This is a genomic window from Streptomyces sp. NPDC029216, assembly GCF_040648015.1.
GTDB lineage: Bacteria > Actinomycetota > Actinomycetes > Streptomycetales > Streptomycetaceae > Streptomyces.
On the sequence record NZ_JBEZWL010000030.1, the window covers coordinates 1 to 19491 of the forward strand.

The window sequence follows — 19491 nt, forward strand, 5'->3', positions numbered from 1 at the left end:
CTCGTCGAGATCTACCAGAACTGCAACATCTTCAACGACGGCGCCTTCGAGGCACTGAAGGACAAGGACCAGGCCCAGGAAGCCGTCATCCGCCTGGAGCACGGGCAGCCGATCCGCTTCGGCACCGACAACACCAAGGGCGTCATCCGCAACGAGCGCACCGGAGACCTGGAGGTGGTCACCGTCACCGACGAGAACGCATCGCGGATCCTCGTCCACGACGCCCACGCCGCCACCCCCACCACCGCCTTCGCCCTCTCCCGCCTCGCGGACCCCGACACCCTGCACCGCACCCCCATCGGCGTCTTCCGCAACGTCGACCGCCCCGTCTACGACACCCTCATGGCCGAACAGCTGGAGACGGCGGTCGACCAGCGCGGCAAGGGGGACCTGGCGACGCTGCTCACCGGCAACGACACCTGGACCGTGGTGGGCTGAGCCGAAGCAGGCCGAAGCAGGCCGACGACAGTACCGAGCCCGGATCCCGTTCGACGGGGTCCGGGCTTCGCCGTACCCGCCCCCACCTAGTCACTTTCTAAAAGTTAGCGCTTTCTGTACGATAGTGGAGCACCCCCACCCACCACAGGAGCGCATCATGAGCATCGTCGTCACCGGAGCCACCGGAGCCCTCGGCCGCCTCGTCGTCGGGGAGCTGCTGGCCCGGGTCCCCGCCGCCGAGCTGGCCGTCGTCGTACGCAGCGAGGAGAAGGCCGCCGACCTGGCCGCGCGCGGCATCGAGGTACGGGTCGCCGACTACGACGACCCCGCGAGCCTGGCCGGCGCCTTCCGGGCCGGGGACCGGGTCCTGCTGATCTCCGGCAACGAGGTCGGGCGCCGGATCCCGCAGCACACCGCCGTGATCAAGGCGGCCGAGGCGGCCGGGGTCGCCCAGCTCGCCTACACCGGGATCCTCGGCGGACCCGAGGCGGACTTCGAGCTGGCCGCCGAGCACAAGGCCACCGAGCAGGCCGTCCTCGAATCCGGCCTCCCCTACACCTTCCTGCGCAACGGCTGGTACCACGAGAACTACACCGCCCAGCTCCCCGCCGTCCTGGAGCACGGGGCGGTCGTCGGCAGCGCGGGCGAGGGCCGAATCGCCTCCGCGGCACGGGCCGACTACGCGGCGGCCGCCGCCGCGGTGCTGACCGGCGAGGGCCACCTCAACCGGGTCTACGAGCTGTCCGGGGACACCGCCTGGAGCCTGGCGGAGTACGCCGCCGAGGTGGCGCAGCAGTCCGGGCGCGAGGTCGCGTACTCCGCGGTGCCGGGTGACGCCCACCTGACCGTACTGACCGGCGCCGGGGTGCCCGAGGGCTTCGCGGCGATCCTCGTCGACGTGGACGCGGCGATCTCCCGCGGCCGGCTGGCCGGGACCAGCGGCGACCTGGCCCGCCTGATCGGGCGGCCGACGACCCCGGTGGCCGAGGCCATCGCGACCGCCCTGGCCTGAGACCCGGCGGGCCGGTCCCGCACGGGACCCGCCCGCGCCGGCTGCGCAATGTCATGAGTATCTCCATCAAACGGGCATGACAGCGGCCTGCTCCGGCGATACCGTCGTGAGGTTGTGAGATTGGCCGGAAGTCGCACTGGAGGTCCCGTGAAGGCGGAGAACGAGCAGCGCACGGGTTTGCTGTACGGATTCGGCGCGTACGGGATGTGGGGGCTGGTGCCCCTGTTCTGGCCCCTGCTCATGCCTTCCGGGGCGATCGAGATCCTGGCCCACCGCATGGTCTGGTCGCTGGCCGCGGTCGGGATCGCGCTCCTCGCGCTGCGGCGCTGGCGCTGGATCGGCGAGCTGGTCCGCCAGCCGCGCAAGCTCGGGATGACCGCGCTGGCCGCGTCCGTGATCAGCGTGAACTGGGGCCTGTACATCTGGTCGGTCAACAACGGCCACGTCGTCGAGGCCAGCCTCGGCTACTTCATCAACCCGCTCGTCACCATCGGGCTCGGCGTGCTGGTGCTCGGCGAGCGGCTGCGCCGGGCCCAGTGGGCGGCCGTGGGGGTGGGTTTCGCCGCCGTGGTGGTGCTGGCCGTGGGCTACGGACGGCCGCCGTGGATCTCGCTGGTGCTGGCATGCTCCTTCGCCACGTACGGGCTGATCAAGAAGAAGCTCGACATGGGCGGCCTGGAGTCGCTGAGCGCCGAGACGGCCCTGCTGTTCCCGCCCGCCCTCGGCTACCTGCTCTGGCTGGGGGTGGAGGGCCGCTCCACCTTCGCCTCACAGGGGCTCGGGCACTCCGCGCTGCTGGCCTCGACGGGGCTGGTCACCGCGATCCCGCTGGTCTGCTTCGGCGCCGCCGCGATCCGGGTGCCGCTGTCCACGCTGGGGCTGCTCCAGTACCTGGCGCCGGTGTTCCAGTTCGCGCTCGGCGTCCTCTACTTCCACGAGGCCATGCCGGCCGAACGCTGGGTCGGCTTCGGCCTGGTCTGGGTCGCGCTGACCGTGCTGACCTGGGACGCGCTGCGGACCTCCCGCCGCTCCCGGGCCCGGCTGGCCGGTATCGAGGCCGCGGCGGCGGGCACCGCGGCTCCCGTTTCCGCACCGGCGCCGAGCCGCGAGCCCGCGTAACCGCTCCCCCGGCTCGGGCCCCGCGCCCCATACACCCCACGATCCCCGGTACGGACTTCCGTGCCGGGGATCGTCCGTATACCGAACCACTCTGACCGGATTGCGCTCTTGACGGTCAGTCACACTCTCGCTGAACATCGGGCTCGCACTGACGCACCAACGCTCACCTGCACGATTCCCACACGTTCCGTCCCATCCCCGACGGTTCATCCCCCACGGAATCCCGGAGCCCCCACATGAGCCTGTCCGTCTCCCGGCGCCTGACCGCCGTGGCCGCGATCGCGGTCGCCGGGCTGTTCGCCGCCACCGCCCCCGCCGCGCTCGCCGCGCCCTCGGGGGCCGCCGCGCCCGCCGCCGTCACGGCCGCATCGACGCCGCCCGACATCCCGCTGGCCAACGTCAAGGCGCACCTGTCGCAGTTCCAGTCGATCGCGGGCGCCAACGGCGGCAACCGCGCCCACGGCCGGGCCGGCTACAAGGCCTCGATCGACTACGTGAAGGCCAAGCTGGACGCGGCCGGCTTCACCACCACCCTCCAGACCTTCACCTCCAGCGGCGCCACCGGCTACAACCTGATCGCCGACTGGCCGGGCGGGGACCCCAACTCGGTCCTGATGACCGGGTCGCACCTGGACTCGGTGACCGAGGGCCCCGGCATCAACGACAACGGTTCCGGCTCGGCGGCCGTACTGGAGACGGCCCTGGCGGTCTCGCGCGCGCAGCTCCAGTCCACCAAGCACCTGCGCTTCGGCTGGTGGGGCGCGGAGGAGCTGGGCCTGGTCGGCTCGAAGTACTACGTCAACAGCCTGCCGGCGACCGAGAAGGCGAAGATCTCCGGCTACCTGAACTTCGACATGATCGGCTCGCCGAACCCGGGCTACTTCGTCTACGACGACGACCCGACCATCGAGCAGACCTTCAAGACGTACTTCGCGGGCCTGAACATACCCACGGAGATCGAGACCGAGGGCGACGGCCGCTCCGACCACGCCCCCTTCAAGAACGCGGGCATCCCGGTCGGCGGCCTGTTCTCCGGCGCCGACTACACCAAGACGTCGGCACAGGCCCAGAAGTGGGGCGGCACGGTCGGCAAGGCCTTCGACGCCTGCTACCACTCCTCCTGCGACACCGCGGCGAACATCGACGACACCGCCCTGGACCGCAACTCCGACGCCATCGCCTACGCCGTCTGGAACCTCGGGGCGGGCACCGTGGTCCCGCCGGGCCAGTCCTTCGAGAACACGGCGGACGTGAACATCCCGGACTCCCCCGGCGCCGCGGTGACCTCGCCGGTCACGGTCTCCGGCGTGACGGGCAACGCGCCGGCCACCACCAAGGTGGACGTGAACATCGTCCACACCTACCGCGGTGACCTGGTCATCGACCTGATCGCCCCGGACGGCACGGCGTACCGGCTGAAGAACTCCTCCAGCTCGGACTCCGCGGACAACGTGGTCGCGAGCTACACGGTCAACGCGTCCGGCGAGGTGGCCAACGGGGTGTGGAAGCTCCAGGTCAAGGACGTGGCGGCGCAGGACACCGGCTACATCAACAGCTGGAAGATCACCTTCTGACCGGTTCCTGGATGAGGGTGCGGAGCTGCTGCGCCACCGCGGACACGTCCGCGCGGCCCAGCTTCGCGTCCTCCACCAGGTCGCCGAGCTCCTCGGGCGAGGGCAGCTGCTTCGCGCCGGCCACCCGCAGGTACGAGCGGGTGGCTGCGGCCGCGTAGAACTCGTTCATCGGTGATTCCAGCGCCGGGCAGACGGCGAGGGTGTGCAGGAACGCCGCAGCCCGCCACGCGGTGTCGGGGGCGGGCTGTTCGGGCACCAGCACCAGGTCGTTCTGGTGCCGGGCGACGGCCGCGGCCACCCCGGAGGGGTCCCACACGGCGGGATCAGACGGCAGATGGTGGGCCAGTGCGGTCCAGGCCCACTCCATGGTGATCTTCAATTGCCGAACCGCTCCTGGAAGTAGCCCCAGTGATCCGCGAACTCCTCTATGCCGGACAGGAAGTTCTTCCGGTCCTCGTCGAGTTCGCGTTCCGTGACCTCGGTGATCAGTGCGGTGACCGTCGTCCCCAACGCCGCCGCGCGCGCCTTGAGGCGGTCGTGGAACTCTTCGTCCAGGCGGATGGTGACGTGTCTCGACATGTCCATCACGGTACAGCGGCCGCGCTGTACGCAGGAGGGGAACGGCACGAGGGTGGCCCGGAACACACGTCCCGGGCCACCCTCGTCCCCGCTGCGGCTACTTGGCGGAGTCGGCCGTCTTCACCAGCTGGTCCTTGGTGACCGCGCCGACGTAGACCTTGCCGTCGTCCGTGATCAGCGCGTTGACCAGGCGGGTCGACAGGACCCGGCCCTCGCCGAACTTCCCGTGGACCTTGTCCCCGAGGGAGTTCAGGAACTGCTTGGCCTCCTTGGGGGCGTTCTTGTCGTTCTCGATGTCCTTGAGGCCCTTGCCCGCGCCGGTGTCGATCCGGGCGACCGTCGACCAGCCCTCGCCGAGCACCTTCACGTCGCCCTGGCCGTGCTGCCCGCCGGCCAGGCCGCCGAAGCCCGGCAGGGACTCCAGTGCCTTGAACCGCTCGTCGTCCTTGCCGCCCTTGCCGTCCTTGGCCTTGTCGGCGCCCTCGGTCACCTTCGCGCCCTTGGGCGGCGTGAAGGTGAAGGCGTCGGCTGCCGGCTTGCCGAAGTCCACCTGGGTGAAGCCCGCTTCGACGATCGGCTTGCCGCCCTGGCTGGACAGCAGCTGGACCCGCAGCGGCACACCGTTCCTGGCGTCGACCGCGATCTGGACGGACCCGACCGTGGAGCCGCTCTGCTTGGGCTTCAGCACCAGCTGGTAGGCGTCGCGCCCGGCGATCTGCGCGGTCTCGCCCACGCCGATGTCGGTGGTCGGACCGGCCTCCTTGAGGATGTCCTGCGCGATCTGCTGCGGGGAGGCCGCGAGCCGGTCGGCGGTCTTGTGGTCCTGGCCGGAGCGGTCCGACGTGTCGTGGAAGGCCTCGTTGGACTTGCTGTCGTAGCCCCAGAGGTCCTTGCCGTTGTGGACGAGGGTGTACTCGTCCTTGCCGTCCAGGAAGGTGAGCTTCTGGCGGTCCGGGCCGTCCGCCGCGACGCGCACGGTGTGCGTGCCGTTCGCCAGCTGGGCGATCTTGTCCTCCGGGTTGGCGGAACCGCCCGTCACCCCGCCGCCGCCCAGCAGCCCGGAGGCCAGGGTGGGCAGGCCCAGGTCGGTGGTGATCTTGGCGCTGCCGGAGAGCGTCTGCACGTCGGAGGCCGCGACCTTCTCGATCAGCTGCTGCGCGGTCACCTTGGGCAGGTCCGGACCGCCGGCGGTGGCGAAGGCCGGGACCATCGCGGCGGTTGCCGCTGCGACCCCCGCCACCGCGACCGGTACGGCGTACCGCGCGGCCTTGCGCGAGGTCTTCGTTTTCGCTGCCATGTCTGAGCCCTGCCCTCTTGTCCAGGGCGGCGAACCGTGTCGCCGCACTCACCCGATCCGGTGGGGTTTCGATGGATCCATCTGACCAAAACGGCGGGCTCGGGGCGTCAGCCCCCGGAATCAACTCCGCGTACGACCGTGGGATGACACGGGAAGGGCCCCTCTCCCCCGACCCGTAGGGGGCGCGGAGGCGGAGGGGCCCGTTCCGTAAGCGGGGTTGCGGGGGCTCAGCCGGCGCGGTGGACCACCGCGTCGCACAGCTCCTCCAGGGCCGACTTCGCGAAGCAGTCCGGCAGCGGGGCGAGCATGGCGCGCGCGCCCTGCGCGTACTGGACGGTGTCGCGGCGGGCCTGCTCCAGCGCGGGGTGCACCCGCAGCCGGGAGAGCACCTCGGCGTGCCGGGCGTCGTCCGACAGGTCCCCGTCCAGCAGGCGCACGAGCTCCAGGTCCTCCTCGCGCCCCTCCCGCTCGGCCGTCTCCCGCAGCCGCAGCACGGGCAGCGTCGGGATGCCCTCGCGCAGGTCCGTGCCCGGGGTCTTGCCCGACTCGTGCGAGTCGGAGGCGATGTCGAGGACGTCGTCGGCCAGCTGGAAGGCGGTGCCGAGGCGCTCGCCGTACTGGGTCAGGATGTCGACGACCGACTCCTCGGCCCCGGACATCAGCGCGCCGAAGCGGCCGGAGACGGCGATCAGCGAGCCGGTCTTGCCGGCGATGACGTCGAGGTAGTGCGCGACCGGGTCGCGGCCGTCGCGCGGACCGGCCGTCTCCAGGATCTGGCCCGTCACCAGCCGCTCGAAGGCCTCCGCCTGGATGCGTACGGCTTCCGGCCCGAGGTCCGCGAGGATGTGCGACGCACGGGCGAACAGGAAGTCACCCGTCAGGACCGCCACCGAGTTGCCCCAGCGGGCGTTCGCGCTCTCCACCCCGCGGCGGACGTCAGCCTCGTCCATGACGTCGTCGTGGTAGAGCGTGGCCAGGTGCGTCAGCTCCACGACCACCGCGGAGGGCACGATACCGGGCGCGTACGGGTCACCGAACTGCGCCGCCAGCATCACCAGCAGCGGCCGGAACCGCTTGCCACCGGCGCGCACCAGGTGCTGCGCGGCCTCGGTGATGAAGGGGACTTCGCTCTTGGTGGCCTCCAGCAGACCCGCTTCGACAGCGGCCAGTCCGGCCTGGACATCGGCCTCAAGAGCCTGGTCCCGCACGCTCAGTCCGAACGGCCCGACGACGGTCACGAGGGGTACTCCTGTCTGCTGACGATCCGATGACGATCACATGGATTGTCAATGTGTCGCTGCCATCACTCAAGCCAGCGTATCGGGTCTGTTTTCGATCACGCAGAGCACCTGCCCGGCAGCCGTCCGGCGGACCTCCGGCGGACGGGCGCGCACCGCCCGATGCGCACCGGTATGTTCGGTGAGAGCCGAAACAACCGGAGAGCGCGTTTTGTCCAGAATGACGACCGCTAGAGACGAGCCGAGGGCCCCGGAGGCAGCCGCCCGGCCGCCCACCGAGGGAGCGTGACCGAACCCCCATGATCATCCGAACCGAGTTCCCGTACGCGACCACCCACGAGGATGTCCGGATCCCGATGCCCGACGGGGTCGGGCTGTACGCCCGCATCTGGCGCCCGGTGACCGACGAGCCCGTCCCGGCCCTGCTGGAGTACCTCCCGTACCGGCTGACCGACTGGACCGCCCCGCGCGACTGGCAGCGCCACCCCTGGTACGCCGGGCACGGCTACGCCTCCGTACGGGTGGACGTGCGCGGCCACGGCTGCAGCGGGGGCCGCCCCGGCGACGAGTACGACGCCCGGGAACTGGCCGACGGGGTCGCGGTGGTGGAGTGGCTGGCGGCGCAGCCCTGGTGCACGGGCGCGGTCGGCATGTTCGGGATCTCCTGGGGCGGCTCCAACGGCCTCCAGATCGCCGCCCTCGCCCCGGAGGCCCTCAAAGCGGTGGTCACCGTCTGCTCCACCGACGACCGCTTCGACAACGACGTCCACTACATGGGCGGCTCGGTCCTGGCCGTCGACATGCACGCCTGGTCGGCCACCATGCTCGCCTTCGCCGCCCGCCCCCCGGACCCGCTCCACGCCGGCGACGGCTGGCGCGCGCAGTGGCTGGACCGGCTGGAGGGCCTGGAACCGCTGGTCCACACCTGGCTCTCGCACCAGACCCGCGACGCCTACTGGCGCCACGGCAGCGTCCGCGAGGACTACGGGGCGGTCCGCGCGGCGGTCCTCGCCGTGGGCGGCTGGCACGACCCCTACCGGGACGCCGTGCTGCGCCTGGCCTCCGCCCTGCCCGCCGGCCGGTTCCGGGGCCTGATCGGCCCGTGGTCGCACCAGTACCCGGACCGCGGGCTGCCGCCCGGGCCGGCGATCGGCTTCCTCCAGGAAACCCTGCGCTGGTGGGACCACTGGCTCAAGGGCACGGACACCGGGGTCATGGACGAACCGCTCCTGCGCGCCTGGATCAGCGACTCGCACCCCCCGGCCACCACCTACGAGGAACTGCCGGGCCGCTGGACCGCCGAGAAGACCTGGCCCTCCCCGTCCGTCGTCCCCGTCTCGTACGGCCTCCAGGGCGCCCCGGTGGCCGTCGCCTCACCCCAGCACACCGGACTGGACGCCGGCCGCTTCGTCCCCTTCGGCAACGAAGCCGACCTCCCGCCGGACCAGCGGGAGGAGGACGCCAAGTCGGCCTGCTTCGAGTTCCCGGTCACGGCCGAGCCGGTGGAGATCCTGGGCCGCCCCTCGGTCACCCTGCGGCTGCGCATGGACGTCCCGTACGGCCAGGTCGTGGCCCGGCTCTGCGACGTCGCCCAGGACGGCGCCTCGACCCTCGTGACCCGGGGCGCACTGAACCTCTCGGCCCGCCACGGCCGGGACCGGGCCGTCCCCTGGCCCGCGGGGGCGTGGGAGGACGTCACCTTCGACCTGAACGCCATCGGCCACCGCTTCCCCGCGGGCCACCGCATCCGCCTCTCCCTCTCCTCGGCCTACTGGCCCTGGATCTGGCCACGGGCCGGCTCGGAGGCGGGCTGGACCCTCGACCCCGCGGGCAGCACCCTGGAACTCCCGATCCGCGCGGCCTCCGCCTCGACCGAGGGGATCGTCTTCGAAGCCCCGGAACAGTCCGCACCCCTGGGCGTCTCCTTCCCCGCCACCCTGGACGATCCCCGCCCGGAACGCCTGGTCGTACGGGACGTCGCGCGCGGCACCTGGCGCCTGGAGGTGGACCCCCGGTACGGCGGCACCCGCGTGTACCCGGACGGGCTGGAGTACGAGGAGGACGCGCAGGAGGTGTACGAGATCCAGCAGTCGGACCCCCTCTCCGCCCGCACCCGCTCCGACTGGCGCATCCGGCTCCACCGGCCGGAACTGGGCTGGGACGTACAGGTGGAGACCCACTCGACCATCTCGTGCGACGAGGGCGGCTTCGTGACGTCGAACGAGGTCGTATGCCGCGAGGCGGACGAAATCCTCTACCACCGCACCTGGCAACGCCGCCTGCCACGTGCGGCGGGGTGAGGCGTAGCGATCCGGGGCGGGCCCTGGCCCCGAACCACCGCCGCCGCACTGTGCCAGTCGCCCGCGCCCCGGTCCGGGCAGGCGGGCGGGCAGTCACCGCCCCGCCCCCTCCCCTCGCAGGGGCGATGGCGAGCCCGCGCCCCTCACCCGTACAACCGCTCCAGAACCACCGCGATCCCGTCCGCCTCGTTCGACAGGGTCACCTCGTCCGCCACCGCCACCAGTTCCCGGTGGGCGTTCGCCATCGCCACCCCGTAGGCCGCCCAGCCGAACATGGGGACGTCGTTCGGCATGTCGCCGAAGGCGATCGTCGACGAGGCCGGCACCCCCAGCGCCTCCGCCGCCCGTGCCAGCCCGCTCGCCTTGTCGATGCCCGGCGGCTGGAGTTCCACCGTGTGCTCGCCCGCCATCGTGACGTTCACCAGATCACCCACCACCGACCGCGCCACCCGCGTCAGCTCGTCGTCGTCCAGCCGCGGGTGCTGGAGCAGCACCTTCGTGATGGGAGCCGACCACAAGTCGCCCCTCTTCGGCACCCGGACGGTCGGAAGGTGCGGGTGCCACATCCGGTAGCCCGGCCCTATCAGCATCTCCGCGTCCAGGCCCTCCTGGTTGACCGCCGTGTACACCTCCCCGATCTCCGCCTCGATCTTGCCGAGGGCCACCTCGGCCAGCCCCCGGTCCATGGAGACGGAGTGCAGCAGCAGTCCGCGCGCCGCGTCGTACACCTGCGCGCCCTGCCCGCACACCGCGAGCCCCGTATACCCAAGGTCGTCCAGGACGTGCCGGATCTGGGGGACCGGGCGGCCGGTGACGACGATGTGCCGGGCGCCGGCCGCGCGCGCCGTCGCGAGCGCCGCGCACGAGCGGGCGGAGACGGTGTCACCGGCGCGCAGCAGAGTCCCGTCCAGGTCGGTGGCGATCAAGGTATAGGGGAGGGCGGAAGTCACGGCGCCAAGGATACGGACCCCCTTGGACAAGTCCTACAAATAGCGCCCGAATCCGGCCTCCCACAGACCCCACCCGCCCCGTAACGTGTCAACCAGCCCCCAGGCCCCCCAGGACACCCGGGTCACCCCCGGACCGCGTCGAAAGCGAGGCAGTACCCCATGCCGCAGCAGAGCCCCCTCGATGTCCCCGAGGGCGACCCGTTCGGGCCGCACAACCTCCCGTACGGCGTCTTCTCCACCCCGGAGGAGCCGCAGCGCCGCCGGGTCGGTGTCCGGATCGGCGGGTACGTGCTCGACGCGGGGGCCGTGGCCGTCGCGCTCGGCTCCCCGTACGCCGGCCTGCTCGCCCAGGGTTCGCTCAACCCGCTGCTGGCCGCGGGCCGCACCGCCTGGCGCGACGTGCGCCGTGCGCTGACCGCCTGGGTCACCGACCCCGGCCACCGCGAGACGGTCGAGCCGCACCTGCTGCCGCTGGACGGGGTCGAGCTGCACCTTCCGTACGAGGTCGCCGACTACGTCGACTTCTACGCGAGCGAGCACCACGCCACCAACGTCGGCCGCATCTTCCGCCCGGACGGGGACGCGCTCACCCCCAACTGGAAGCACCTGCCCATCGGTTACCACGGCCGCTCGGGCACGATCGTCGTCTCCGGCACGGACGTCGTACGCCCCTCCGGCCAGCGCAAGGCGCCCACCGACCCGGCGCCCGTCTTCGGCCCGTCCGTCAAGCTCGACATCGAGGCCGAGGTCGGCTTCGTCGTCGGCACCCCGTCCGAGCTGGGCAGCCCGGTCGCCCTCGCCGACTTCGAGGACCACGTCTTCGGCCTGTTCCTCCTCAACGACTGGTCGGCCCGCGACATCCAGGCCTGGGAGTACGTGCCGCTGGGCCCCTTCCTCGGCAAGTCCTTCGCCACCTCCGTCTCCGCCTGGGTGACCCCCCTGGAGGCCCTGGACGCGGCCCGTGTGGCCCCGCCCGCCCGGGACTTCCCGCTCCTGCCGTACCTCGACGACTCCGCCACCGACCGCCCCGGCGGCTTCGACCTGCACATCACCGTGTCCATCAACGGGCAGGAGGTGGCCCGGCCGCCGTTCGCCTCCATGTACTGGACCGCCGCCCAGCAGCTGGCCCACATGACCGTCAACGGCGCCTCCCTGCGCACCGGTGACGTGTTCGGCTCCGGCACCGTCAGCGGTCCGGAGGTCGACCAGCGCGGCTCCCTGCTGGAGCTCACCTGGAACGGCCGCGACGCCGTCGAGCTCGCCGACGGCAAGCGCACCTTCCTGGAGGACGGCGACACCGTCACCCTCACCGCCTGGGCCCCCGGCGCCGACGGCACCCGCGTCGGCCTCGGCGAGGTCACCGGCCGCATCGTGGGCACCCGCTAGTCCACCCCGTGAACGGCGGGGTGGCGGATCTTCCCGCCACCCCGCCGAAACCGCAGGTCACAGCCCTGCCGCCGAAGTCTTCAGTGGCGCAATACCGCCGCAACACGATTCACCGCGCACCGCCGGTACGTTCCCTGCCATGCCAGCCGAACGGACCTCCCCGCACACCGCCCCGGTCGCCGCCGCGCGCCGCCGGCGGCTGCGCGCGGACCAGGCGCGCCAGCTCGCCGACCTGCTGCGCCACCAGATCCTGACCGGCGGCTACCCCGGCGGGACCCTCCCCCTGGAGGACGTCCTCGCCGCCGACTACGGCGCCGGCCGCAACACCGTCCGCCAGGCCCTCGACCTGCTGCGCGGCGAACGCCTCGTGGAGCGCCGCCCCGGGGTCGGGACCGTCGTGGTCTGCGAGAAGTACCCGCACGGCCTGGACCGGCTCCAGGGCCTGGCCGAAACCCTGCACGAGCACGGCGAGGTCACCAACGAGGTGCGCACGGCGGGCCCCGTCCGCGCCCCCGCCCCCGTCGCCCGCCGTCTGGGCCTGCCCGAGCACGCCGACGTCCTCTACATCGAGCGGCTGCGCCGGCTGAACGGCCTGCCGCTCTCCCTCGACCTCACCTACGTCCCCCTGGACATCGGCGCCGGGCTGCTCGGCTGCGACCTGGAGCACACCGACGTCTTCCGGCTGCTGGAGCGGCTCAGCGGGCAGCCCCTCGGCCATGCCGAGATCACCGTGGAGGCCGTCAACGCCGACGCGCACTCCGCCGCCGTCCTCCACGCCCCGCGCGGGGCCGCCGTCCTGATGCTGGAGCGGCTCACCCACCTCGCCGACGGACGGCCCGTGGACCTGGAGTTCATCCGCTTCCGCGGCGACCGGATCACCATGAGCGGCCTGCTGCACCGCGCCGTCTGAACCCCACCGCGCCCTCCCCCTCCCCCCTTTCCCTCCCCCCTTTCCGGAGACAGCCATGCCCGTGGTCCCCCAGCGCGCCGACGTGCCCGTCACCATCGACGAATCCCTGTGCATCCAGGGCTGCACCCTCTGCGTCGACATGTGCCCCCTCGACTCCCTCGCGATCCGCGAGAGCGACGGCACGGCGTACATGCACGTCGACGAGTGCTGGTACTGCGGCCCCTGCGCCGCGCGCTGCCCCACGGGCGCGGTGACCGTCAACATGCCCTACCTGCTCCGGTGAAAGGCCCCCAGCCCATGCGCGCCCCCCTCACGCCCGCGCTCGCCCTGCTGCTCCTCACTCCGCTCGCCACGGCCTGCGGCGCCGAGGCCTCCGGCGCCGACGGCGGCTCCGCGAAGACGGTCACCGTGAACGTCGGCTACCAGTCCAAGACCATCAACACCGTCACCGCCGGCACCCTGCTGCGCTCCCTCGGCTACTTCGAGGAGGAACTGGCGGCGCGCGGCAAACGCGACGGGGTCACCTACAAGGTGGACTGGCAGGACTACGCCACGGGAGCCCCGATCACCGCCCAGATGACCGCCGGGAAGATCGACATCGGCTCGATGGGCGACTTCCCGCTCCTCATCAACGCGGCCCGCGGCAAGGAACTGCGCCAGCCCACCCGGCTGGTCTCCGTCACCGGCTACAACCTGCGCGGCGGCCTCAACACCGTGGTCACCGCCCCCGATTCGAAGCTGGAGTCCCTCGCGGACCTGCGCGGCAAGAAGGTGTCCACCAGTGTGGGTTCCGCCGCCGACGGCACCCTCGTACGGGCCCTCCAGCGTGCCGGGATCGACCCCGACCAGGGCATCCAGAAGCTCAACCAGCAGCCCAGCGTGGGCGCTTCGGCCCTCCAGGCGGGCAGCGCGGACGCCCTCTCGCAGTTCGTGGCCTGGCCGGGGCAGCTGGCCTTCGAGGGCAAGGCCAAGGCCCTGTACGACGGGGCGGAGCTGAACCTTCCGACCTTCCACGGGGTCACCGTGCGGGAGAAGTTCGCCGCCGGGCGGCCCGGGGTGCTGGACGACTTCCTGCGCGCCCAGCGCCGGGCGACGGAGTACCTGCGCAGCCGGCCGGTGGCCGCCGCGGAGTCGGTGGCCAAGGAGACCGGCCTGCCGGCGGAGGTCGTCTACCTCTACAACGGCGCGGGCGGCATCGCCACCTTCGACCCGGCGCTGCGCCCGGAGCTGATCGAGGCGCTGAAGCAGGACCTGCCCGTGCTGAAGGACGCCAAGCTGGTCGGGGACGTGGACGTGGACGCGTTCGTGGACCCCGAGCCGCTCGGGCGCCTCGCGGCGGCGGGCGGGCCGGCGTACCCGGCCGCGACGGCGGCCCGGCCGGAGCTGTGGCTCAAGGGGGAGGCGGCCACGAAGACGTACGACTCCCCGCGCGAGCTGCTCCGGGCGGTGCGCGGGGCGCAGGTCCGGGCGGCGTACGTACCGGACGCGGTGACGGGCACGCTCTGGTTCGCCGACCGGGCCGTGTGGGTCGCGGAGGGCACGGAGCTGCGGGCGTTCGTCACGGCGGCGGGAGCGCGGGCGTACGCCGGGCAGCACCAGGGGTCCGGGGCACGGATCGTGAGCTGGGCCGAGGCCACCGGGATCGCCGGATGACCCCCGGCCGGCGGGCGCTGCGCGCGGGCTCGCTCGTGGCGGCACTGCTGCTGTGGCAGGCGCTGACCTCGCTGGACGTGAACCTCTGGCTGCGGTTCGAGCAGTTCCCGACGGCCGGGGAGGTGGCGGCCGAGCTGGTCCGGCGGGCCCAGCGGGGCACCTACTGGACGGACCTGGCGGACAGCCTGCGCCGCATCGTGACGGGGTTCGCGCTGGCGGCCGTCCTGGGCGTGGCCGCGGGCACGGCGATCGCGCGCTCGCGGCTCGTGTCGGACCTGCTGGGGCCGGTGCTGGAGGTGCTCCGCCCGGTCCCGGCGATCGCACTCGTGCCGGTGGCGATCCTGCTCTTCCCCTCGAACGAGCAGGGGATCGTCTTCATCACCTGCGCGGCGGCGTTCTTCCCGGTGCTGGTCTCGACGCGGCACGCGGTGGTGGCGCTGTCCCCGGTGTGGGAGGAGGCCGTGCTGACGATGGGCGGCGGGCGGTGGCGGGTGCTGCTGTCGGTCGTCCTGCCGGGGGCCCTGCCGGGCGTGTTCGGGGGGCTGTCGGTGGGGATCGGGGTGTCGTGGATCTGCGTGATCTCGGCCGAGATGATCTCCGGGGAGTACGGGGTCGGGTACCGGACCTGGCAGGACTACACGGTGGTGGACTACCCCGGGGTCTTCGTCGGCATGGCCACGATCGGGGCACTGGGCTGGCTGACGGCGACGGCCGTCGAACGCCTGGGCCACCACCTCACGTCATGGCTCCCCCGCCCGCCCTCGGCCCCACCGGCCCGCCCGGCCGGGGCGGGGGCGGCCAGGCCCCGGGCTGCCCGCCGGGCCTCGACCCGAGCTGCCCGCCGCACCCCGACCCCGCGACCCGCCCCGGCCACCGCTGGGGGTGCCCCCAGCGCCCCAAGCGCCGGCGGGGCTGAGGATTCGCTGCGCGCGTCCCAGCCCGCGCGGCGATTGAGCGCACCCGGCGCCGCCGACCCCACAGCCCGCCCGGCGCTTGAGGGCAGCGGGGTCCGGGGCGGAGCCCCGGGGAACGGGCGAAGGGCGGGTAGGGGAACCGCCCCGCAGGGCACCACCAGCGAAGGGACCACGACATGAGCACCCCGCCCACCCCGAACGGGCACGGCACCACCGTCGCCCCACCCGGAGCCCACCCCGGACACGGCACCACCCTGGCCCCACCCCGAGCCCCCCTCGGGCACGGCGCCGCCCTCGCCCTGCGCGGAGCCCGGCTCGGGCACCCCGTCGGGGGTGCGGTCCTCGACGGGGTCGAGCTCAGCGTCGAGCCCGGTGAGGTGCTGGCCGTCGTCGGCCCCTCCGGCTGCGGGAAGTCGACGCTGCTGCGGACCCTCGCCGGCCTGCTGCCCCCGCTCGCGGGCGAGGTGACCCAGGACGGCCGGCCCGTCACCGGCCCCGGCGCAGACCGGGCGCTGGTGTTCCAGGACGACGCCCTGCTCCCCTGGCGGACCGTCCGCGCCAACGTCGAACTGCCCCTGCAGATCAAGAAAGTGCCGCGCACCGAACGGCGCCGGACCGCCACCGGCTGGCTGGAGCGCGTCGGGCTCGCAGAGCACGCGCACAAGCTCCCGCACCAGCTCTCCGGCGGCCAGCGCCAGCGCGTCCAGCTGGCCCGGGCCCTCGCCCCGCGCCCCCGGGCCGTCCTGATGGACGAACCCTTCGGCGCGCTCGACGCCCACACCCGCGCCGGCATGCAGGACCTCCTCGTGGACGTCCTGGCCGGCACCGGCGCCACCGTCGTCTTCGTCACGCACGACGTGGACGAGGCCCTCCACCTGGCCGACCGGGTCGCCCTGCCGGCCACCGGCGAGGTGCTCCCCGTACCCGCCCCGCGCGACCGCGCCGCCGCCCACCCGGAGCTGCGCGCGCACATCCTCGCTTCCCTCTAGAAAGGCACCACACCGTGGACATCCCCGCGATCGGCGACGCCGAGGAACTCTCCTGCGACGTCCTCGTCATCGGCGGCGGCACCGCCGGCACGATGGCCGCGCTGACCGCCGCCGAGCGCGGGGCCCGCGTCCTGCTGCTGGAGAAGGCCCACGTACGCCACTCCGGCGCCCTCGCCATGGGCATGGACGGGGTCAACAACGCCGTCGTGCCCGGCCGCGCCGAACCGGACGACTACGTCGCCGAGATCACCCGCGCCAACGACGGGATCGTCGACCAGTCCACCGTCCGCCAGACCGCCACCCGCGGCTTCGCGATGGTGCAGCGGCTGGAGTCGTACGGGGTGAAGTTCGAGAAGGACGAGCACGGCGAGTACGCGGTGCGCCGGGTCCACCGCTCGGGCTCGTACGTCCTGCCCATGCCGGAGGGCAAGGACGTCAAGAAGGTGCTCTACCGGCAGCTGCGCCGCCGCGAGATGCGGGAGCGGATCCGCATCGAGAACCGGGTGATGCCGGTCCGGGTCCTCACCTCGCCGGAGGACGGCCGGGCGATCGGGGCCGCGGGCTTCCACACCCGTACCGGCGCCTTCGTGACCGTCCGGGCGGGCGCGGTGATCCTGGCGACCGGCCCCTGCGGCCGGCTCGGGCTGCCGGCGTCGGGGTACCTGTACGGGACGTACGAGAACCCGACCAACGCCGGGGACGGGTACGCGATGGCGTACCACGCGGGCGCGGCGCTGACCGGGATCGAGTGCTTCCAGATCAACCCGCTGATCAAGGACTACAACGGCCCGGCGTGCGCGTACGTCGCCAACCCCTTCGGCGGCTACCAGGTCAACCGGCACGGCGAGCGCTTCGTGGACTCCGACTACTGGTCGGGGCAGATGATGGCGGAGTTCGCGGCCGAACTCGCCTCGGACCGGGGGCCGGTGTACCTGAAGCTCAGCCACCTCCCCGAGGAGTCGGTGGCCGCGCTGGAGTCGATCCTGCACACGACGGAGCGGCCGACGCGCGGCACCTTCCACGCGGGGCGCGGCCACGACTACCGCACGCACGACATCGAGATGCACATCTCGGAGATCGGGCTGTGCGGGGGGCACTCGGCGTCCGGCGTACGGGTGGACGACCACGCCCGCACCACCGTGCCCCGGCTGTACGCGGCCGGGGACCTGGCCTCCGTACCGCACAACTACATGATCGGGGCGTTCGTCTTCGGCGATCTGGCGGGCGCGGACGCCGCGCGGTACACGGCGTACGAGGGCGAGCTGCCGGCGGAGCAGCTGGCGGCGGCCCACGAGCTGGTCTACCGGCCGCTGCGCAACCCGGACGGGCCGCCGCAGCCGCAGGTGGAGTACAAGCTGCGGCGGTTCGTCAACGACTACGTGGCGCCGCCGAAGACGGGCGCGCGGCTGTCGCTGGCGGTGGAGGCCTTCGGCCGTATGGAGGCGGAGATCGCGGGGATGGGGGCGACCACCGCCCACGAGCTGATGCGCTGCGCGGAGGTGTCGTTCATCCGGGACTGCGCGGAGATGGCGGCACGGGCCTCGCTGGCGCGGACGGAGTCCCGCTGGGGGCTCTACCACGAGCGGCTGGACCATCCGGAGCGGTCGGACACGGACTGGCTGTACCACCTGGACCTGCGCAAGTCGGCTTCGGGCGCGATGGAGTTCACGGCCCGGCCGGTGGAACCGTACGTGGTCCCGGTCCCGGAATTCACCCCGCCGGGCGGCCCGTCACGGCCCCTGGGCGAGGTCACCCTGACCAGCGTGGCCAAGGCGGGCCCGTCCCGACCCGGCGCCGCCCCGGCCCTGCCCCGCACCGCCGGAGCCGAAGCCGCCCGGCCCGGCACGGGTCCCGGGACGGCACCCCCCGCCCCGAGCACCCCCCTCCCGGCCCCCCGGGCGACAGACCCCGCAGCGGCCGAGCCCACGGCAGCCGGACCCACGGCGGCCAGCCCCGCGGCGGCCGGGCCCGATCCGGTGGCCGAGGCCCCGGCGGCCGGGGACGGGGGCGGGGCCTCGCCGCGGATCCTGGAGTTGCTCGGGCTCGTCGAGGAGGCGCCCGAGCTGGGGGTGTTGCGGGGTTATCTCGCCGACCCGGATCCCGCCGTGCGGAGTGCCGCCGTCGCCGTCGTCGGGGAGACCGTGCCCGCCGGGGCGGGGCCCGCGCTGGCCGAGCGGCTGCGGGACGCCGACCCCGGCGTGCGGGCCGCCGCCGCGGGGGCGCTGCGGGAGCTGCTGGAGGTGCTGCCGGGTGACCCGGGCCTGGACGCCGGGCTGCGGGAGGCCCTGGCGGTGGCCGACCGGGTGGTACGGGCGGCCGCCCTGGAGGGGCTGCGCGCGCTGCGGCTGGGGGATGCCCCGCTGTACGCGCGGTTCCTGGCCGACCCGGATACGGAGGTCCGGGTGCACGCCGTGCGGGCGTTGGTCTCGGTGGACGCGCTCGCGGAGCTGGCGACGGCCGCCGGGGACGGGGCCCGCGAGGTACGGGTGGCCGTCGCTAAGGGGCTCGCGGCGGTCGCCGCCCCGGGGGCCGGGGTGCGGTCCGCGCTGGGGCCGCTGCTCGGGGACCCGGACCCGCTGGTGCGCGCGGCCGCACTGGGGGCCCTCGCTTCCACCGGCTGCCCGCCCCCGTACGCGGACACCGCCGCGGCGGCGCTGGCGGATCCCGCCTGGCAGGTCCGCGCGGGAGCGGCGGCCGCGCTGTCGGCGGCCGACGCGGGGGCCGCCGTACCGGCGCTGGCGGCCACCCTGGCCGCCGACCCCGAGGCGGACGTCCGCAAGGCGGCGGTCCTGGCGCTACTGGCCCACCGGGACGCCCCCGGGGCCCGCAAGGCCCTGGCCTCCGCCGTAACCGACCCGGACGCCGACGTCCGCGCCTACGCCACCCGCGCCGCCTGACCCCGTGGTCAGGTCCGCCAACGGCGGCCGGCCAGGGCCGGGGCAGCAGGCCGGTCACGTGCCGGCCCCGGGCCCGCCGCCTCGGTCGGGCGCAGGAGTCCGAAGGCTGGGTTCCGCTGCGCCCAGAGCGGGGCCGCGCCGGCTGACCGTCAGGCCGGTCGGTTGCCCCCGGCGGCGACCGACCGGGCCCCGGGGGCCGGCCACGCCGCAAGGAACGGCCGCGCCACCGCCACCC

15 protein-coding genes and 2 pseudogenes are annotated in these 19491 nt (G+C 73.4%); 12 read left to right on the plus strand and 5 right to left on the minus strand.

The window, feature by feature from the left end; all coding sequences use genetic code 11:
* From AB0F18_RS14165 to AB0F18_RS14180, 4 genes and pseudogenes are all read left to right on the plus strand, one after another.
* Window positions 1-438: pseudogene (locus AB0F18_RS14165) on the plus strand (2-oxoacid:ferredoxin oxidoreductase subunit beta); the annotation flags it as partial.
* Between the two features lie 157 nt (window positions 439-595).
* Window positions 596-1450, plus strand: a complete 855-nt coding sequence (locus tag AB0F18_RS14170) for an SDR family oxidoreductase (protein ID WP_362059252.1) — start codon at window positions 596-598, stop codon at window positions 1448-1450.
* Window positions 1451-1597: 147 nt separating this feature from the next.
* Window positions 1598-2569, plus strand: a complete 972-nt coding sequence (gene rarD, locus AB0F18_RS14175) for an EamA family transporter RarD (RefSeq protein ID WP_362059255.1) — start codon at window positions 1598-1600, stop codon at window positions 2567-2569.
* Between the two features lie 236 nt (window positions 2570-2805).
* Complete coding sequence (locus AB0F18_RS14180; RefSeq protein ID WP_362059257.1) at window positions 2806-4143, plus strand: M28 family metallopeptidase; 1338 nt, start codon at window positions 2806-2808, stop codon at window positions 4141-4143.
* On the opposite strand, the gene AB0F18_RS14185 is transcribed toward AB0F18_RS14180, so the two are convergent.
* The 4 genes from AB0F18_RS14185 to AB0F18_RS14200 form a co-directional block, all read right to left on the minus strand.
* Window positions 4133-4522: a hypothetical protein gene (locus AB0F18_RS14185; RefSeq protein WP_362059260.1), complete on the minus strand. Its 390-nt coding sequence runs from the start codon at window positions 4520-4522 to the stop codon at window positions 4133-4135. The two genes, AB0F18_RS14180 and AB0F18_RS14185, sit on opposite strands and share 11 nt — an antisense overlap.
* A complete protein-coding gene (locus tag AB0F18_RS14190; protein ID WP_344163314.1) occupies window positions 4519-4722 on the minus strand; it encodes a ribbon-helix-helix domain-containing protein in 204 nt (67 codons plus the stop codon). The genes AB0F18_RS14185 and AB0F18_RS14190 overlap by 4 nt, the downstream gene beginning before the upstream one ends.
* Before the next feature lie 97 nt (window positions 4723-4819).
* Window positions 4820-6019 (minus strand): DUF2092 domain-containing protein, encoded by a 1200-nt coding sequence (locus AB0F18_RS14195; protein ID WP_362059263.1) that lies wholly within the window; start codon window positions 6017-6019, stop codon window positions 4820-4822.
* A gap of 227 nt (window positions 6020-6246) precedes the next feature.
* Window positions 6247-7257, minus strand: coding sequence for a polyprenyl synthetase family protein (locus tag AB0F18_RS14200; protein WP_362059266.1), 1011 nt, complete (start codon window positions 7255-7257; stop codon window positions 6247-6249).
* Between the two features lie 299 nt (window positions 7258-7556).
* On the opposite strand from AB0F18_RS14200, the gene AB0F18_RS14205 reads away from it, so the two are divergent.
* Window positions 7557-9557, plus strand: coding sequence for a CocE/NonD family hydrolase (locus tag AB0F18_RS14205; protein WP_362059269.1), 2001 nt, complete (start codon window positions 7557-7559; stop codon window positions 9555-9557).
* Between the two features lie 143 nt (window positions 9558-9700).
* Here the strand turns inward: AB0F18_RS14205 and AB0F18_RS14210 are convergent, their stop codons facing one another.
* The gene (locus AB0F18_RS14210) at window positions 9701-10507 is read right to left on the minus strand and encodes an HAD family hydrolase (RefSeq protein WP_362059275.1); all 807 of its coding nucleotides are present in this window, start codon (window positions 10505-10507) and stop codon (window positions 9701-9703) included.
* A gap of 159 nt (window positions 10508-10666) precedes the next feature.
* On the opposite strand from AB0F18_RS14210, the gene fahA reads away from it, so the two are divergent.
* The 7 genes and pseudogenes from fahA to AB0F18_RS14245 all read left to right on the plus strand — a co-directional run bounded on the left by fahA (window position 10667) and on the right by AB0F18_RS14245 (window position 19256).
* Window positions 10667-11893: a fumarylacetoacetase gene (fahA, locus tag AB0F18_RS14215; RefSeq protein ID WP_362059278.1), complete on the plus strand. Its 1227-nt coding sequence runs from the start codon at window positions 10667-10669 to the stop codon at window positions 11891-11893.
* Between the two features lie 139 nt (window positions 11894-12032).
* Window positions 12033-12803, plus strand: coding sequence for a GntR family transcriptional regulator (locus AB0F18_RS14220; protein WP_362059281.1), 771 nt, complete (start codon window positions 12033-12035; stop codon window positions 12801-12803).
* 55 nt (window positions 12804-12858) lie between these two features.
* Window positions 12859-13086 carry a ferredoxin family protein gene (locus AB0F18_RS14225; protein WP_362059284.1) on the plus strand — a complete coding sequence of 76 codons (228 nt, stop codon included), beginning with the start codon at window positions 12859-12861 and terminating at the stop codon, window positions 13084-13086.
* A gap of 14 nt (window positions 13087-13100) precedes the next feature.
* Window positions 13101-14456 carry an ABC transporter substrate-binding protein gene (locus AB0F18_RS14230; protein ID WP_362059287.1) on the plus strand — a complete coding sequence of 452 codons (1356 nt, stop codon included), beginning with the start codon at window positions 13101-13103 and terminating at the stop codon, window positions 14454-14456.
* Window positions 14453-15223 (plus strand): annotated as a pseudogene (locus AB0F18_RS14235) (ABC transporter permease); the annotation flags it as partial. The gene AB0F18_RS14230 and the pseudogene AB0F18_RS14235, both read left to right, overlap by 4 nt.
* 323 nt (window positions 15224-15546) lie before the next feature.
* The gene (locus tag AB0F18_RS14240) at window positions 15547-16359 is read left to right on the plus strand and encodes an ABC transporter ATP-binding protein (RefSeq protein WP_362059290.1); all 813 of its coding nucleotides are present in this window, start codon (window positions 15547-15549) and stop codon (window positions 16357-16359) included.
* A 14-nt stretch (window positions 16360-16373) separates the two neighbouring features.
* Window positions 16374-19256, plus strand: a complete 2883-nt coding sequence (locus AB0F18_RS14245) for a fumarate reductase/succinate dehydrogenase flavoprotein subunit (protein WP_362059292.1) — start codon at window positions 16374-16376, stop codon at window positions 19254-19256.
* The last annotated feature ends 235 nt before the right edge of the window (window positions 19257-19491 follow it).